The sequence below is a fragment of the Polynucleobacter sp. AM-25C3 genome (genome assembly GCF_018882335.1).
Classification (GTDB): Bacteria; Pseudomonadota; Gammaproteobacteria; order Burkholderiales; family Burkholderiaceae; genus Polynucleobacter.
The window spans coordinates 119,550-137,615 of the sequence record NZ_JACVOS010000002.1; the positions used below are offsets into that span (position 1 = coordinate 119,550).

General features: G+C 46.2%; 15 protein-coding genes. All 15 read left to right on the forward strand.

What is annotated here, in order from left to right; all coding sequences use genetic code 11:
* Window positions 1-44: 44 nt before the first annotated feature.
* The 15 genes from hrpA to ICN12_RS01845 all read left to right on the forward strand — a co-directional run bounded on the left by hrpA (window position 45) and on the right by ICN12_RS01845 (window position 18,006).
* On the forward strand, window positions 45-4,070 hold the full coding sequence (hrpA, locus tag ICN12_RS01775) for an ATP-dependent RNA helicase HrpA (protein ID WP_216270455.1): 4,026 nt from the start codon (window positions 45-47) through the stop codon (window positions 4,068-4,070).
* Window positions 4,071-4,130: 60 nt separating this feature from the next.
* Complete coding sequence (locus ICN12_RS01780; protein ID WP_216270363.1) at window positions 4,131-5,159, forward strand: YVTN family beta-propeller repeat protein; 1,029 nt, start codon at window positions 4,131-4,133, stop codon at window positions 5,157-5,159.
* 9 nt (window positions 5,160-5,168) lie between these two features.
* On the forward strand, window positions 5,169-5,939 hold the full coding sequence (locus ICN12_RS01785) for a polysaccharide deacetylase family protein (RefSeq protein WP_216270364.1): 771 nt from the start codon (window positions 5,169-5,171) through the stop codon (window positions 5,937-5,939).
* A 14-nt stretch (window positions 5,940-5,953) separates the two neighbouring features.
* Complete coding sequence (locus ICN12_RS01790; RefSeq protein ID WP_216270365.1) at window positions 5,954-6,931, forward strand: sterol desaturase family protein; 978 nt, start codon at window positions 5,954-5,956, stop codon at window positions 6,929-6,931.
* A 34-nt stretch (window positions 6,932-6,965) separates the two neighbouring features.
* On the forward strand, window positions 6,966-7,835 hold the full coding sequence (locus ICN12_RS01795) for an EI24 domain-containing protein (protein ID WP_216270366.1): 870 nt from the start codon (window positions 6,966-6,968) through the stop codon (window positions 7,833-7,835).
* The gene (locus ICN12_RS01800; protein WP_216270367.1) at window positions 7,828-8,691 is read left to right on the forward strand and encodes a competence/damage-inducible protein A; all 864 of its coding nucleotides are present in this window, start codon (window positions 7,828-7,830) and stop codon (window positions 8,689-8,691) included. Before ICN12_RS01795 ends, ICN12_RS01800 begins: the two co-directional genes overlap by 8 nt.
* A gap of 197 nt (window positions 8,692-8,888) precedes the next feature.
* Entirely contained in the window at window positions 8,889-10,304 is a 1,416-nt protein-coding gene (gene glnA, locus ICN12_RS01805) for a type I glutamate--ammonia ligase (protein ID WP_216270368.1), read from the forward strand.
* An 11-nt stretch (window positions 10,305-10,315) separates the two neighbouring features.
* A complete protein-coding gene (gene glnL / locus ICN12_RS01810) occupies window positions 10,316-11,452 on the forward strand; it encodes a nitrogen regulation protein NR(II) (protein WP_216270369.1) in 1,137 nt (378 codons plus the stop codon).
* On the forward strand, window positions 11,449-12,900 hold the full coding sequence (gene ntrC, locus ICN12_RS01815; RefSeq protein WP_216270370.1) for a nitrogen regulation protein NR(I): 1,452 nt from the start codon (window positions 11,449-11,451) through the stop codon (window positions 12,898-12,900). Before glnL ends, ntrC begins: the two co-directional genes overlap by 4 nt.
* Window positions 12,893-13,741, forward strand: a complete 849-nt coding sequence (gene xth, locus ICN12_RS01820; protein WP_216270371.1) for an exodeoxyribonuclease III — start codon at window positions 12,893-12,895, stop codon at window positions 13,739-13,741. The genes ntrC and xth overlap by 8 nt, the downstream gene beginning before the upstream one ends.
* Before the next feature lie 180 nt (window positions 13,742-13,921).
* Entirely contained in the window at window positions 13,922-14,971 is a 1,050-nt protein-coding gene (gene dctP, locus ICN12_RS01825; protein WP_216270372.1) for a TRAP transporter substrate-binding protein DctP, read from the forward strand.
* Window positions 14,968-16,074: an HD-GYP domain-containing protein gene (locus ICN12_RS01830; RefSeq protein ID WP_216270373.1), complete on the forward strand. Its 1,107-nt coding sequence runs from the start codon at window positions 14,968-14,970 to the stop codon at window positions 16,072-16,074. The genes dctP and ICN12_RS01830 overlap by 4 nt, the downstream gene beginning before the upstream one ends.
* A 74-nt stretch (window positions 16,075-16,148) precedes the next feature.
* Window positions 16,149-16,457, forward strand: coding sequence for a hypothetical protein (locus ICN12_RS01835; RefSeq protein ID WP_216270374.1), 309 nt, complete (start codon window positions 16,149-16,151; stop codon window positions 16,455-16,457).
* Between the two features lie 112 nt (window positions 16,458-16,569).
* Window positions 16,570-17,772 (forward strand): 5-demethoxyubiquinol-8 5-hydroxylase UbiM, encoded by a 1,203-nt coding sequence (gene ubiM / locus ICN12_RS01840; RefSeq protein ID WP_216270375.1) that lies wholly within the window; start codon window positions 16,570-16,572, stop codon window positions 17,770-17,772.
* Window positions 17,773-17,829: 57 nt separating this feature from the next.
* Window positions 17,830-18,006: a hypothetical protein gene (locus ICN12_RS01845; RefSeq protein ID WP_216270376.1), complete on the forward strand. Its 177-nt coding sequence runs from the start codon at window positions 17,830-17,832 to the stop codon at window positions 18,004-18,006.
* Window positions 18,007-18,066 lie beyond the last annotated feature (60 nt).

Sequence of the window (18,066 nt, forward strand, 5' to 3'; positions counted from 1 at the left end):
AAGAGCCTATAAACCAACAAAAACCCAAAGCAAGCCCTGTAGCTGTGCCTGCTTCCAACACCCCGCGTCGCTTAGAGATTCGCTTTCCGGAGGAGTTGCCGGTATCTGGTCAGCGTCAAATCATCAAGGACGCCTTGTCTTCGCATCAGGTGGTGATTGTTTGTGGTGAGACTGGTTCAGGTAAAACCACCCAATTGCCGAAGATCTGTTTGGACCTCGGTAGAGGCACTATCAACGGCGGCAGACTCATTGGTCACACTCAGCCTCGCCGAATTGCCGCAACGGCCACAGCCAAGCGCATAGCCCAGGAGCTGGGCAGCCCAATCGGTCAAGACGTGGGTTATCAGGTACGGTTTGCCGATAAGACCAGTCAAGGCGCTTCTATCAAGCTCATGACAGATGGTATTTTGCTGGCAGAGACCCAGCGCGACCCTCAGTTGCGGGCCTATGACACGCTCATCATCGATGAAGCCCATGAACGTAGTCTCAATATTGATTTCCTTTTGGGTTACCTCCGGCAGTTACTACCTAAGCGTCCAGACCTCAAGCTGATTATTACTTCAGCCACCATAGACGCTAAGCGCTTCTCTGAGCATTTTTCAATGCGCGGCCAGGCGGCGCCAGTGATTGAGGTTAGCGGGCGACTCTTTCCGGTCGAGCAGCGCTACGAACCGCTAGAACCCGACGTCAAGCCAGATGGCAAAAAGGAATCCAAAGAGGCCAAGGAAATTCCGGATGCAGTTACAGAAGCCATTGCCAATGTGTGGCGAGAAGGCGCATCCGGAGCAGGTGATGTATTGGTCTTTTTGCCTGGCGAGCGAGAAATTCGGGATTGCGCTGAAGCCCTCAGAAAAGACCATGTTCTTCAGCAACGCTTTCATCCGGAGATATTGAGCCTCTTTGCACGTCAATCGGTTGCTGAGCAGGAGCGCGTTTTTAATCCTGGTAATGGTCGTCGCATCATTCTGACTACTAACGTAGCTGAGACATCTTTAACCGTTCCCAATATTCGCTATGTGGTGGATAGTGGTTTAGCGCGAGTTAAGCGCTACTCTTATCGCAATAAAGTTGAGCAACTACAGATCGAGCCGATATCCCAGGCTGCCGCTAATCAACGGGCGGGACGTTGCGGGCGCGTATCAGATGGTATTTGTATTCGCTTGTATAGCGAGCAAGACTATTTAGGGCGACCAAAATTTACTGATCCGGAAATTCTGCGCAGTTCCCTAGCGGCTGTCTTGCTTCGCATGAGTTCTCTGCGCTTACCCAGAATTCAAGAATTTCCATTTATTGATAAGCCACTGGGTCGTGCCATTGCGGATGGCGTGCAACTGCTAGATGAGTTGGGCGCGATTGTCTATGACGATTCCACTTCGGGCGACATCAAGGACATTAACAACAGTTTCAAGCTGACACCTATCGGCAAGCAATTAGCAGACCTTCCCTTAGATCCTCGTATCGGGCGCATGCTTTTAGCCGCTAAAGAGCAGAACGCATTACGTGAAGTCACCATCATCGCCTCTGCTTTGGCGACGCAAGATCCGCGCGACAGGCCAATGGATCAAGCTGCTGCCGCAGATCAAGCCCACTTACAGTTTGCGGATGAGCGCTCTGAGTTTCTGAGTTTTGTAAAGCTTTGGGATTGGTATCAAGATGCTTTGCAGCATAAACACAGCAATCGCCAACTTGAAAATCTGTGCAAGAGTAAATTTTTATCTCCAAGACGTTTGCGAGAGTGGCGTGATGTTCATGGGCAACTGCACACGATGCTCGGCGAAAAAGGCTGGAAAGAGAATCCATCTGCAGCAACTTATGAACAGGTACATCTGTCTTTATTGACTGGCTTATTAGGCTATGTCGCTAAAAAAGAGGAAGATGAAAAATCGCAAGAGCGGGGTAGTAAGACTGGCGGTTACATCGGCGCCCGTGGGATTCGTCCATTCATTTGGCCTGGTTCCACTATTGGCAAAAAAGCGGGTGCTTGGATTTTGGCTGGCGAGCTACAAGAGACTAACCGCATGTATGCCCGCACGATCGCGAAGATTGAGCCGCAATGGGTAGAGAAGGTGGCTGCTCATCGCCTCATTAAATCCCTCAGTGATCCATTTTGGGATAGTCGCCAAGGCGAGGTGATGGCATTTGAGCGCGGCACCTTATACGGTTTACCCATCTATCACGGACGTCGAGTGCGTTATGAGCTTCATAACCCTGTAGATGCTCGCGAATTATTTATTAAGCAAGCCTTAGTTCAGGAAGAAATGTTTGGTCGTATGGATACGCCAGCATTGATGCGGGAAACTGAAGCGGATGCCAGAAAAAAATATCCCGGCAGTTTTGATTTCTTCTGGCATAACCGCAGGCTGATTAAAGAGATCGAAGCGCTAGAGCATCGCTCACGTCGTCCCGATGTGCTGGTGGACGATGATCTTTTATTTGCTTTTTATGATTCACGTATTCCTAAAGATATATTTAGTCGTGAGGGGATGAAGGCTTGCTTAAGAAATTCAAGCAAAAACCAAGATTCAGCCCAAGAAAATCTTGATGCGCAATTGCGTTTATCTAAAGCAGATTTAATGCGCCATGAAGCTGCTGGTATTACGGTGGACCGTTATCCGAAAAAGATGACAGTTGGCGGTGGTGACCTCAGTTTGACCTATCACTTTGAACCAGGCAGCCCTAAAGATGGTGTCACTCTTGTGGTTCCCTTGACGCTATTGAATCAAGTGGATGGTCGCCGTTGTGAATGGCTAGTACCTGGGATGTGTGAAGAGAAAATTCATTTGCTACTAAAGTCGCTTCCACAGAAATTACGGCGACACTGCGTTCCTTTACCTGAGTATGCAAAGTCCTTTTTGGAGCGCATGCTGACAGATAAACAGTTTGGCGTCGGCGACTTCTTGGATAGCTTGATTACGGATATTCGTAAAGAGCGTGGTTTAGAGATTAAGCGCACTGACTTTAGGCCTGAATCTTTGCCACTCCATTCTTCTATGAATTTCCGCCTAGTAGATGAACATGGGCGTCAACTGGAGTTGGAGCGTAATTTAGCGCGCCTGCGAGCAGAATATGGAGAAACTGCCCGAACTGCCTTTCAGGCTATTGCACAGCACGCTGTCCATGAGGAGCTTGGCGCTGATGCCCCGCCAAGCTCAGCTAGTAAAGCCGCTCAAAACAAGCAGACGTCCACAGCAAAAACTGTAGAGCAGGGTGGGTATCGAAGCTGGGACTTTGGTGAACTGCCTGAGACGCTAGAAATTCAAAAAGGTAATCGCACCTTATTTGGTTATCCGGCCTTAGTTGATCGTGATGAGTCATGTGATCTCGAGGTATTCGATGATTTAGTTGAGGCTAGAAAACATCACTGGCAAGGCTTACGTCGACTATTTGCTTTATCAAATAAAGACACCTTGAAGGCGTTGCAAAAACAGCTTCCTGGAATCCGTGAGCTTGGTTTGTTATTTATTAATGTTGGGTCGGTCGATGGCTTGATTGAGCAAATTCTAAATCTTGCTCTAGAGCGGGCATTCATGAACGATCCGCTACCCGTTCATGCTGAGCAATTTGCAGAACGCCTGCAGGCAGGAAAGCCGCGCTTGGCTTTAATTGCGCAAGAGATATCCAAGCATGCATTGGCTGCATTGCAGGCGCATGCTGATCTGCAAAAAAAGCTGGCTCAAGCAAAAGCTGCCTCTGCTAGCGCGTATGCGGATATTCAGACTCAAGTGCAAGGCTTAATATTCTCAAAATTTGTCTCGGATACGCCTTATGCTCAGCTGGTGCATTTTCCTCGTTACCTCAAGGCCATCGCGATGCGGATTGACAAATTACGCTCCAATCCCAGCCGAGATGCGCAATGTCAAAAAGAATGGGAATCCGTTGCTCGCCCATGGCAAAAACTGGTTCAGGGTAGTCGTGCATCTGCGTCCTACGCGATGACCGAAGACCAGGCGCTGACAGATTTTCGCTGGCAGCTTGAAGAATTGAGGGTGGCTCTGTATGCCCAGGAGTTAAAGACCCCAAGCCCAATGTCTCTCAAACGCCTAGAAAAGGTCCTAGCCAGCTTGCGTTAGGTCAAATTGATCTCTATTGAACGGGTGGTGGCGGGCCATCAATTGCTTACAATGTGGGCTATGCATACATATATTAGTAAAGCCAGATTTGGCACTATTTCAGCTTTGGCTACATTTGCCCTCATCGGGTTGCACAATGGCGCGTTTGCTCAGACATCAGCAGCGACTGACTCCAAAGCAGAGCCCAAGTTAGCGGTGGTATTGAACTCTGGTGAGGCAACAGTGAGTTTGATTGATATGCCCACTCGCAAAGTCATTAAGACTGTCCCAGTCGGCAAAGAGCCTCATCATCTGATGATGACTCCAGACCAGAAGACTCTGCTCATTGCAAATGCGGCTGGCAATGATGTTGTGCTGATGAATCCCACCACTGGCGAGCTGACTGGAAAAATTCCCAACATCATTGATCCATACCAAATTGGTTACTCACCGAACCACAAGTGGTTTATTGCTAACGGCAATCGCTTGGATAGGGTGGATGTCTACCATGCGCAGGGCGCTGATCTGAAGCTGGCCAAATCAATTAAGTTAGGCAAGACACCCAGTCACGTCGCTTTTACCTCTGATAGCAAAACCGCATTTATTACTTTGCAAGACTCCAGTGAGTTGGCTGCAATTGATTTGGATACGCAAACCGTCATTTGGAAAATGCCTACAGGCAATGTTCCTGCCGGTGTGTGGATGACCCCTGGGGATCAATATCTCTTAATTGGTATTACTGGCGAAGACAATGTTCAAGTCATCGACTGGAAAAATCGCAAAGAAGTAAAACGTATCTTGACGGGTAAGGGTGCTCATAACTTCCGCCCCTTGGGTGATAAAAAGCATGTGTTTGTTAGCAATCGGATTGCTTCAACCATCAGCTTGATCAATATGCAGACCCTAGAAAAGGTTGGTGATATCACTGGCCTGCCTGCTGGACCGGATGATATGGAGATCACCCCTGACGGTAAGACATTGTGGGTAACTTTCCGTTTCTCTAAAAAAGTAGGCGTAATTGATATCCCTTCAATGAAGTTAATCACCGTTATTCCGGTTGGTAAATCTCCGCACGGGGTTTTCTTTACGCCGCGCGCTGGTTGGGAATAAGCTAATTAGATGCATTTGCATGCCGCTCTCCTGAGGCTTACGACGCTCATTGTTTTGGTGGCATGCTCGTCACTTGGGTTTGCACAAGAAACGCATTGTAAGAAAACGGTTTACCTCAGCTTTGATACCGGCAATATGTCGGTGGCGCAAACTGTTGCTGATATCTTGAATCGTCAAAAGATCAAAGCTACTTTTTTCCTGGCAAATGAAAAGACCAGTCGTGGCGATTTTTCTTTAGACGATTCCTGGAAATCCTTTTGGCAGGATAGGGTTCGCGAAGGCCACCACTTTGGCAGCCACACTTATGACCATGTCTATTTTGTGAAAGATGGTCCCCCAGGGGAAATCTACGCAAAACCTCAGTTCGGCCCAAAGGCAGGAGTAATGAGTCTCTACAACGAGGCCAGTTACTGCCGAGAAATTAGAAGAGTGAATGAGCGATTCAAAGAGTTGACTGATACAAACCTTCAGCCCATTTGGCGTGCCCCCGGCGGAAAAACTTCGCCGCGCTCCATCAAGATGGGAAGTCAGTGCGGTTACCAGCATGTTGGTTGGAGTCCGGCGGGATTTCTGGGTGATGAGCTCAGCTCCCAGACTCACCCAAATCAGATGCTGTTAGATAAAGCAAGTAGCAAGATTGAGGATGGCGATATCACGATGGCGCACTTGGGTATCTGGTCTAGAAAAGACCCTTGGGCACCTGCGGTTTTGGAACAGCTCATTGTTAATTTGAAGGCTCGTGGCTTTTGCTTTGCGACGCTGCCAAAACTAGATAAATAAGTCACAATAGAGTAATGGAGTCTAATTCCGTACTTGCCAGTATTGCTGCTGCTTACGCCAGCACTCAAGAATTCTTATTTGCCAATGTAGCTGGCCCCATTCTGTACGAATTTAATTTGATGTCGATGGCAGAAGATGTCTTTGATGGCATCGACTGGTTTTTATTCGGCTGCATTCAGATCGTGCTTATCGCACTGATTCTTCGGACTTGGGAAAGATTTGCCCCTGCCGAAACGCAAGCGCGTTTTGCGAATTCATCGAAGGCCGATATCTTTTATACCTTGTTTCATCGATTGGGCATTTTTCACGGCTTGATTTTTATTGCTTTATCAGGATTCTTCTTTGAGATTGATTCGGTATTGCATGATTTCCGTTTTGGCAGGCTCAATGTTGAATCTTGGTGGCCACCGGTGACTTCAATTCCTTTAGTCAGCTTTTTCATCTATTTTGTATTGCTAGATTTTGTTGAGTATTTATATCATCGCGCGTCACATACCTTTAATTGGTGGTGGCAGTTGCATGCTTTGCATCACAGTCAAACTGTCATGACCGCATGGTCAGATGACCGCAATCATATTTTGGATAGCATCATGCATGCGGTGGTGTTTGCATTTTTTGCTTTATTGTTCGGAGTTTCACCAAGTCAATTCATTATGTTGGTGGTATTGAGTCAATTTATCCAAAGCTGGCAACATGCCAATATCAAAGTTCACTTGGGGCCATTAAAGTATGTCTTGATCTCCCCGATGTACCATCGAATGCATCACGCAGTTGGTTATGGACACGAGGCTAAAGGTAAGCCGGGAGTGTTGGGCGGTTGTAATTTTGGTATCTTGTTTCCGTGGTGGGACATGATGTTGAATACTGCGATTTTCCCTCGGGATGTCCATCCAACTGGTGTGAGGGGTTTGGCGGTTTCACCGAATGTATTACATCAGCAGTGGCAGGGTCTTGTTCACGCAGTTCGTGAAATCCTTCCTAGAAATAAATAAAATCAGCAGTCTTTTAAGGTGGCAAAAGAAATCTATGGATAGCATGCAGCAAGTATTTAAGTCATTTGGCTTAGCTTTGGTTGGCACCATGCATCCCAAAATGCTGTGGTTAAGCTTTCGTCCATTCTTGATTGTGTCGGTCTTGTGGGGTTGTTTAATTTGGCTCACTTGGACGCCTGCTTTGGAGATGCTCAGTACTTTTTTGACCACTTCTATTTTTACAAGTTGGATTCAGGATGGTTTGATCTGGGCGGGCTTTGAAGATGCGAGAGCATGGATTGCGCCTCTCTTTTTTGTCATGCTACTGATTCCCTTGATTTCGATTAGCTTGTTGGTGTTTATTGCCTTTACGACTGTACCTGCGATTGTCAAAATCGTTACTCGGCAACATGCCTATAAGGATATTGAAAAAAGAAAGGGCGGCGGTCTATTTGGTAGCTTCATCTATACCATTTGGTCGGCATTAATTTGCTTAGCTCTAGTCATGTTGACTTTGCCAGTGTGGTGGATCCCTCCACTGGTAGCAGTCTTACCACCACTACTGTGGGGTTGGTTAACCATGCGCCTAATGTCTTATGACGTGCTTGCGCAACATGCTAGCGCTCAAGAACGCGATACGCTCTTACATCAGCATCGTTGGCCACTATTAGCGATGGGAATTGTTTCTGGGATGCTCGGTGCCGTGCCAACATTCTTTTGGGCGACTTCGGCTTTGGCTTTGGTGTTATTTCCGATTGTCAGTTTCGTGGCACTCTGGATCTATTCTCTGATCTTTGTGTTTGCCGCACTGTGGTTTACACATTACCTACTTGAGGCCTTAAAAGATCTGCGCAGAATTGAATTGGAACAGTCCTTAAATATTGAGGCACGTGTAATTGATATGGAGCTTCCGTACCATGGTTGATGCCTTGAAAAAAGTGGTTATTGATGCCCCTGAAGTGAAGTCTCGTCGTTTTGGCTTGATCGTAATCGGCGATGAAATCTTGTCTGGCCGCCGTCAAGATAAACACCTGAGTAAATTGATTGAACTCCTCAATGAGCGTGGCCTGAGTTTGTCTTGGGCTAGGTATGTGGCAGATGACCCTGAGCAAATCACTGCAACCCTCAAAGATAGTTTTGCCAGTGGAGATGTGGTCTTTAGCACCGGCGGCATTGGTGCTACTCCAGATGATCACACTAGGCAGTGTGCTGCTTTGGCCTTGGGTACTAAAACAGAGTTACATCCATCTGCTCAAGAGTTGATAGCAGGGCGCATTCAGTCGATGGCTGAGGGTGATCCCATTAAGGCGGATCTGAGCACCCCTGAGAATCAACATCGCTTCAAAATGGGTGAGTTCCCCATTGGTAGCGACATCATTCCCAATCCCTATAACCAGATACCTGGCTTTTGTATCCGTGAGCATTATTTTGTTCCCGGCTTTCCAGTAATGGCCGCTCCCATGATGGCTTGGTGCTTAGACACGCACTATCAGAGTCTATTTCATCGTGAGAACTGGGCTGAACAGAGCTTTATTGTTCCCAAAGGAATTGAATCGACCTTAACGCCCTTAATGGAGCGCATTGAGGCTGCTTTTCCTGGAGTGAAGGTCTTTAGTCTGCCGTCTGTGGGCGACGCTTCAAAGGCCGGGGTTTATACCGAGCGCCATATTGAATTGGGGATTAAGGGCAATGCCAATCTATTAGAAAACGCTTGGATTGCACTCCGCACTGGCACCGAAGCCCTGGGCTATGAAATTCATGATATCGCCCAATCCTCATAAGCACTTATTTGGTGCATATTAGGGTTTTTTTAGGGGTTTAGGCAATATTTGAGCACTTAAACAGTGCAATAATGGCAATTCCCATTTGTTTGCTTCAGTAAATTAGATGCATCCCAAGGGCATGTTTGATGCCTGGAATGAACAAGGGTGTATGCCTTAAGTTTGTATTCCGAATTTAGTTAATAGAGGAGATTTGCATGACGAAGACCGTCGCTGATGTGATGAAGTTAGTTAAAGAGAAAGAATGTACTTTCGTTGATTTCCGCTTTGTAGATACAAAGGGTAAAGAGCAACACACAACGGTACCTATCTCCCATTTTGACGAAGACAAATTTGAGAGCGGTCATGCGTTTGACGGTTCATCTATTGCTGGTTGGAAGGGCATTGAAGCATCTGACATGTTGTTGATGCCAGATCCAACAGCTTGCTACATCGACCCATTCTATGAAGAGCCAACATTGGTGATTACATGTGATGTGATCGAGCCTTCAGATGGCAAAGGTTACGACCGTGACCCACGTTCGATTGCGAAGCGCGCTGAGTCTTATTTGAAAAGCACCGGCTTAGGCGATACCGCTTATTTCGGTCCAGAACCAGAATTCTTTATTTTTGATGGCGTCCGTTGGGGTGCTGACATGCAGGGTTGCTTCGTTAAGATTGACTCTGAAGAGGCTCCATGGTCTTCAGGCGCTGAAATAGAAGGTGGTAACACTGGCCACCGTCCAGGTAAAAAAGGCGGTTACTTCCCAGTTGCTCCAGTAGATTCTTTCCAAGACATGCGTTCTGAAATGTGTTTGATCCTCGAATCATTAGGTATTCCAGTCGAAGTTCATCACCATGAAGTTGCCGGTCAAGGCCAAAACGAATTGGGTACAAGATTCAGCACATTGGTTGAGCGTGCTGACTGGACTATCTGGCAGAAATATGTAATTCAAAACGTAGCGCATGCTTACGGCAAGACAGCAACATTTATGCCTAAGCCAATCGTTGGTGACAACGGTTCTGGTATGCACGTTCACCAATCTATTTGGAAGAATGGCGAGAACTTGTTTGCTGGTAACGGCTACGCTGGTTTGTCAGAATTCGCATTGTTCTACATCGGCGGCATCATTAAGCACGCTAAAGCATTGAATGCGATTACCAATCCAGGTACAAACTCATACAAGCGTTTGGTTCCAGGCTTTGAGGCTCCAGTGAAGTTAGCTTACTCTGCACGTAACCGTTCTGCTTCGATTCGTATTCCACACGTTTCTAGCCCTAAGGGTCGTCGTATTGAAACTCGCTTCCCTGATCCATTGGCTAACCCATACCTCTGCTTCGCAGCATTGATGATGGCTGGTTTGGATGGTGTTCAGAACAAGATTCATCCGGGCGAAGCTGCTGACAAGAACTTGTATGACTTGCCACCAGAAGAAGATGCAAAGATCCCAACCGTTTGTGCAAGCTTAGAAGAAGCTTTAGAAGCCTTGAACAAAGACCGTGAGTTCTTGACTCGTGGTGGTGTCTTTACAGACTCTATGATTGACGCATATATCGCATTGAAGATGGAAGATGTCACACGTTTCCGTATGACAACTCATCCGATCGAATTCGATATGTACTACTCCCTGTAAGCGAAGGAGAAATGTTGAGCGCAGGTCTATTGCGCAATTCGTTCAAAGGGGCAGCTTCGGCTGCTCCTTTTTTTCCGACATTGCTCGACCAAATGCCGAATGCCATTGTGGTGTTCGAAGCGGAGAGCCAGCAATTGGTTTATGTGAACCCAGCTGCAGAGTCAGCGCTGGATCTTTCCCGTAAATCTCTTGAGGGCCAGTCTGTGCACAACTTGTTTGGAGATAACGAGTCGATTAGGCACATGATTGAAGAGGTGAAAGCAGGGCATGTGCCAGCGCAACGCCAAGAAATGGTCTTACATTCTTTGCCGAGCAGCATTCATCAAGATTCAATTCCCGCTCACGTTGTTGTGGCGAGTTTAGATGATCCTACTTTGATCATGATGGAGTGGTTTCCAATTGACCAGCAATTGCGTAGTGAGCGTGATGAGCGTGTGACGCAACAGGTTGAAGCAAATAAACAGTTAATGCGTAATTTAGCGCATGAGATTAAAAATCCTTTGGGTGGCATTCGTGGTGCCGCTCAATTGCTCGAGTTCGAGCTGCCAGAAAAAGGCTTGCGTGAATATACCCAAGTCATCATTAAAGAATCCGATCGGCTGCAGAATCTAGTAGACCGACTGCTTGCACCGCATCGTAAGGCGCATGCCATGGAATCATTTAATGTCCATGAGGCCTTAGAGCGCGTTCGAAGTCTGGTGTTGGCTGAATTTCCTAAGGGGCTCAGAATTATTCGCAACTACGACACCAGCCTTCCTGAAGTGCTCGGTGATCGCGAGCAGTTAATTCAAGCAGTTTTAAATATTGCCCACAATGCAGCCCAAGCGCTTACAGAAGAGATTGCCCAGGGCATTGCCCAAATTGAATTGAAGACGAGGGTGGCTCGCTCCGTCACGATTTCCAAGCAACGCTACAAGATGGCCATGGATTTACATGTGATTGATAACGGGCCTGGTATTCCAGAAGATATTCGTGAGCGAATTTTCTTTCCACTAGTTTCTGGTAGGGATGGAGGCAGTGGCCTTGGTCTTACCTTAGCTCAAACTTTTGTACAGCAGCATCAGGGCTTTATTGCTTGTGACAGCCGTCCTGGCCTGACTGATTTCCATATTCAAATTCCTTACCGTAGGCAGGAGAAAGCATCATGAAACCCGTTTGGATAGTTGACGATGACCAATCAATTCGTTGGGTGTTAGAAAAAGCACTTACTCGAGAGAACATCCCTCATAAGAGCTTTTCCAATCCCAATGATGTGCTCAATGCCTTGGAAAAAGATGCGCCTCAGGTATTAATTTCTGATATTCGCATGCCGCGTGGCAATGGTTTAGATTTGCTACAGAATGTAAAAGAGACGCATCCGACACTTCCCGTCATCATCATGACCGCGTATTCTGATTTGGATTCAGCGGTCTCGTCTTTTCAGGGCGGCGCATTTGAATACCTCACCAAGCCATTCGATATTGATAAGGCGGTTGAGTTAATTCGTCGTGCGATGGAGCAAAGCGAGCGCAACCAATCTGGCAATAAAGAGATCAATGGCTGGAGACAAGATTCCACGGAGATTATTGGCCAAGCTCCTGCCATGCAGGAAGTCTTCAGGGCAATCGGCCGCCTTGCTCAGTCACATTCCACCGTATTGATTACTGGTGAATCTGGTACTGGCAAAGAATTAGTGGCTCAAGCTTTGCACAAGCACAGCCCGCGCGCTAAAGGGCCATTCGTTGCCTTTAGTACTGCAGCAGTACCCAAGGACTTATTGGAATCTGAATTGTTTGGCCATGAGCGGGGCGCATTTCCTGGTGCCTTGACATTGCGTCGTGGGCGCTTTGAACAGGCTGATGGCGGCACCTTATTCTTAGATGAAATTGGTGAGATTCCATTTGATTTACAGACTCGCTTATTGCGCGCATTAACTGATGGTCATTTTTATCGTGTTGGTGGACAGGATCCGATTAAGGCAAATGTTCGCATCATTGCTTCTACTCATCAAAATCTAGAGGCGCGAGTTGCAGCCGGCGCTTTCCGTGAAGATTTATTGCATCGCTTGAATGTCATTCGCTTGCGGATGCCAGCCTTGCGTGAACGTGCAGAAGATATCCCGGTATTGGCACGTCACTTTATGTTGTCCTGCGCTAAGTCATTGGGTGTAGAGGCTAAGAAATTGTCAGACGAAGTGTTAAAAGAAATTAGTGCCATGCCTTTCCCTGGAAATGTCCGCCAGTTAGAGAATTTATGCCATTGGCTGACAGTCATGACGCCATCCAACGTAATCGGTACGGGTGATTTGCCTGCTGACATTCTTGCTGAAGCTAGTGAGCAACCTGTTGTATTGCAGGGCGACACAATGGCATCGAGCGCTAATCTACCCAGAGGTAGCAGTGTGGATTGGGAGAGTGGTTTGGGTCGACTAGCAGTCAAAATGCTGCAGGATGGCGAGACAGGGGTTTATGAGGTTTTATGCTCTAAGTTTGAAAAAGCGGTTTTACAGGCTGCACTCGAAGTGACTCGTGGTAGGCGTGTAGAGGCGGCGCAAAGATTGGGTATCGGTCGCAATACGATCACTCGTAAGCTGCAGGAGTTGGGAATCGATGACTGAGTTGGTCAGAATTGCCGCTTGGAATGTCAACTCACTTAAAGTGCGTTTACCCCAGGTCTTGAAATGGTTGCAGGATCAAGAGCGGGCAAAGAAACCCATTGATGCTTTATGTCTGCAAGAGCTCAAGTTAACGGATGATAAATATCCCCATCGAGAACTTGAGGATGCTGGCTATTTAAGTCTGGCTGCAGGGCAAAAGACCTATAACGGTGTAGCCATCATTGTTCGCAAAGCTGCATTAGCGCCGATGGCTTCTGACTTAGAAACTACCTTCTTAAAACCCATCAGAAATATTCCAGGTAATGTCGATGAGCAGCAGCGCATCTTGGCTGCAACGGTTTGTTTTAAAGGCACACAACCCATCCGTTTGATATCCGCTTACTTTCCCAATGGCCAATCGCCGGATAGTGATAAGTTTGTTTACAAGTTAGGGTGGCTCAAAGCACTTGAGGCTTGGCTAAAGGATGAGATAAGCCAGAACAGTCGCTTGGCATTATTGGGCGACTTTAATATTGCACCTAACGATTTGGATGTATATGACCCTTCAAAGTGGATAGGTCAGAACCTCGTATCTCCACCAGAGCGCGAAGCATTCCAAAGACTACTGGAGTTGGGTTTAACGGATTCTTTCCGGATGTTTGAGCAAGCGCCTAAATCCTATAGCTGGTGGGATTACCGCATGATGGGTTTTAGGCGTAATGCAGGCATGCGCATTGACCACATTCTATTAAGTGAAGCCCTCAAAGATAAATGCACAGCCAGTATGATTGATAAAGAGCCACGAACTTGGGAGCAACCCTCAGATCATGCTCCCGTAATCGCTGAAATCAAAAAGGCCTAAATTAGGCCGATTGAGGTCGTTTACCCCCAATAATCTCCCATATTTGGTGCATAGTACTAGTAGACATATACCAATACCAGGGTAATAATGCTAAGAATTTGAATTAATTTACTATACTTTTAAAGCCTAGAGCCCTTAAATTTAATATCTGTTTATGTATTTATTCGGACCACATCAGTCGTGAAGCGACTCATTCTACTGGGCATCATTCTCGGCGGTTTTGCGTATGCTTGGAATGCTGTTGATGTAATCAATCTCAGAGTGGTTGGACAGCAATCAATGACAGGCCCAATCCAAAAGAACTTAGAGCAACCATTCTTTGAGTCCCTCCAGAAAAAGACTGGACTACCGATTAAGGTTGAATATCGCACAATTGATAAATTGGGCTTTAAAGATAATTATGAGCTTGCCATGTTGAAGGGCGGTATGTTTGATATGGTCTCTTTGAGATTCTTGCAGAATTCTCAAGAAGAGCCCAGCATTGCTGGAGTTGACTTGCCAGGTCTTAACCCAGACTACCAATCCGTACGCAAGATTGGCGAAGCTTATGGCCCCGTCATCGATGAAAATTTACAGAAACGATTTGGTGCAAAATTATTGGGTATATGGACATTTGGTCCACAAGTTATCTTTTGCAATAAACCAATCCATCGACTTTCTGATCTTAAGGGTTTAAGAGTTCGTGTGGGAGCCCCTACCTACAATGCGCTGATCAAATCGCAAGGAGGCATCCCCGTTGTCATTCCTTTTGACCAGGTACTAGAAGCTCTAGCTTCAAACATGGCTGATTGCGCCATCACCAGTCAAACCTCAGCCTATTCAGCCCAGTGGCCCTTATATTTAACGTACATATATCCGATTGCCACTCAAATGGGAACGAATGGCATAGCGATTCGTCTGGATACTTGGAATAGATTTAGTGAAAGCCAAAAGCAGCAATTGCAAAGTGCTGTAAATGCATATATTGATCAGGTATGGATTCATTCTGAGCAATTCAATAATCAAGCATCAGATTGCCTGCAGGGGAAGAGTACTTGTAGCTTGGGTGTTAAATACAAACTGATTCAGACTCCCGTTACCGAAGACGATAAGCTCTTTATGCGAAAGTTTGCGCTGGAGAAATCATTTCCAGCCTGGGCGGATAGTTGCGACAAATTAGAGCCCAATTGTTCCATGCGGTGGAAGGCAGCTGTAGATCCTATTCTAAAGCAGGCAAATCAGCGCCCATGAAATCTAAACTCTTAACTTCATCACAGCAAAGCGGTATGCAACTTAATATCGCTTCACCTCCATTGCAAGTTATTGCGGCGCTATCGGCCCTCGTTTTTGTTCTGAACTTTACTTTAGAGGTTCTTGTTTCTTATGGCGCTTCTTATGCCCACCTTGTGCAAGTACTCTGTCTTATTGGCATATTGAGTGCCTGGGTGTTAGTAGAGGGCTTACTGATTGCAAGGCTTCACAATTGGAGTCCCTTTCGGGTTTTAACTTACTTGATATGTATGCAGGTAGCGCTAACAATCCTCAGATTGGGTTTCTTGATAATTGATTCGCAAGAAGTCAGCTCTGATTGGTTGCCACATGCTCGAGAGCAGGATAACTGGCATTACCTATTCTTAATTCCATACGGCTTACTTTTTATGGGAATTCATAGGTCGATCGTGAACCTTTTTACCTTAAATGAAAAGGTTCAAGTTCTGAACACAGAAAAGCAAATGCTCATGACGCTCAATGCATTGGCATTAGCGCGTGATAACGAAACCGGAAATCATGTTATTCGCACTCAACACTACGTCAGAAATCTAGCCTTAAGACTTAGGATGATGGGGCACTATGTAAATGAGTTAACTGATCAATGTATCGATACCTTATATAAGGCAGCCCCCTTGCATGACATAGGTAAGGTAGGCGTACCCGACAATATCTTGAATAAGGTGGGGCGTCTCAGTGATGAAGAATGGCAAATAATGAAGTCTCATGCCGCTATTGGTGAAGCGGTTCTATCGTCTGGTGATATTGAGGCTGGGGGTGATCACGGAGTGGTGAAGAAGGCCATTCAAATTGCTGGTGGACATCATGAAAAATGGGATGGAACAGGTTACCCCCGTGGCTTAAATGGCAATGCAATCCCGCTATCTGCTCGTATCATGGCGCTTGCAGATGTTTACGATGCCTTGGTAAGTGATAGGCTTTATAAGTCCGGGTGGAGTCATGAAGATGCCGTTAATGAGATCGTATCAAAGAGCGGCACTCATTTTGATCCTTTAGTTGTTGCTGCCCTTATTGAAGAGCAGTCCAATTTCCAAGAAATAGCCAAGAAATATCGAGACAACTAGACGTGCGCCTCTGGTCGCGTGTTAGAGTCACACAGGGCTCACCAAGAATCCTTAATTCAAATATTAATGTCAGTATGCGTTTATATAGACTCTCTTTATTCTTATTGCCTTTAACCCTTTTTGCATGTGCAACTCAGTCAGGCATATGGGTTAAGAGTGGTGTGGCGCCTCTACAATTTAATCAAGACAACTACGCCTGTCTCCAGGAGTCGCAGCAGCCATTCGGATATAGCCAAGGTGGTTATGGCTGGGGCAATGGTTGGGGTCCTGGATGGGGCGGGTATAACGGTTACTCGGGCGTTCAAACAAATCAAGAGCTCTATTCAGCTTGCATGAAGGCGCGTGGATACATCTGGCAGCCAGATAAAACTCCTGGTCAGTAAAGTCTATTTTTATCTAGCTACTACTGCGTCTGCGTGAAGTTCAAGTCGAAATAACTATATTGCTTGTTCTATATCAATACTGCTATTGGTATTCAGAGTAAAAATATTTCTTATGAATGCCGATGTCATTATTGTTGGGGCCGGCCCCTCCGGTCTTTGTTTGGCCAGAGCGCTAAGCGGTCAAGGCCTTCGTATTACTCTCATTGAGAAACAATCATTAGAAGAACTTTCAGCACCCTCGTTTGACGGCAGGGAAATAGCGCTCACTCAGGATTCAGTTGGGTTGATGAAGGAATTGGGCTTATGGGGCAATATAGATCCCCATGCAAAATCACCATTACGCGATGCCAAAATTCTCAATGGCAATTCAAATTTTTCAATGAATATTTCGCATCAATTGGGTAAGCATCAAGAATTGGGCTGGCTTATATCCAATCATTTGATTCGTGAAGCAGCATTTAAGTCGGTCCAGCAAGCAATTCATGAACACCATGATATTACGATATTGCCCAATCAAAAAGTAACCAATGTTCGCGCAAACAATCAAATAGGAATTGTCAATCTAGAGGGTGGTATTGAGCTAAAGACCCAATTGATTATTGCTGCAGATAGCCGCTTTTCTGAGACTAGGCGCATGATGGGAATAGCGGCAGAGATGCACGATTTTGGAAAGAACATGCTGGTATGTTGTATGAGTCATGAAAAACCGCATGAGCATATCGCTTGGGAATGGTTTGATTATGGGCAGACATTGGCACTATTGCCCATGAATCCAGACCCAGTCACAGGGAAATACCGTAGCTCAGTCGTGATCACGGTAGATGCTCAAGAAAACAAGCTGTTGATGGAGCAATCCTCGGAAGAATTTTCTAAAGGGGTGACAAAGCGATTCATGAGCCGTCTAGGGCTTATGAGCTTAATCAGCACTAAGCATTCATACCCACTTGTCTCGGTTTACCCAAAAAATTTGGTTGCTAGCCGATTTGCAACTATCGGTGATGCCGCCGTTGGAATGCACCCAGTGACTGCTCATGGCTTTAATTTTGGGTTACTAGGGGTCAAGACGCTCGCGCGCGAAATCATACAAGCCAAACAAGCTGGGCTTGACATTGGTAATTCTGATTTACTTTTGCGCTACCAAAGTAGGCATCGATCCCAAACGCGACCATTATTTTTAATCACCCGCCTTATTACCGATATTTACACCAAAGAATCTCACCCGGCAAAGCTATTACGTAAGTTGCTGATACATGCTGGCGAGAATTTAAGGCCACTGAAGCGGGTTATTGCCCTCTCTTTAAGTGGGTCGAGATAAATATGGCCTTGTACCCCACAAAGTGAACGTTTTTAATCAAAAATCATTGGAGATCTTATGAATGTCGATAAACAGATGTTGCGTATCCCATGCCCAGAATGTGGCAAGGTTATTGAGGAGACCATTGAGAATGCGAGGCGGGAAATGAAGGTCTTTTGTTATAGCTGTGGGGCTTTTATTAATGTTGATGCTCAGTACCTAAAAAGAGTCATTGATGATATTTCAGCTACTTAAAGGCAATTCAATTAACCCAATATCCTTGCTAAAGTACTCAAGCCAAAATATCGCTGTTGC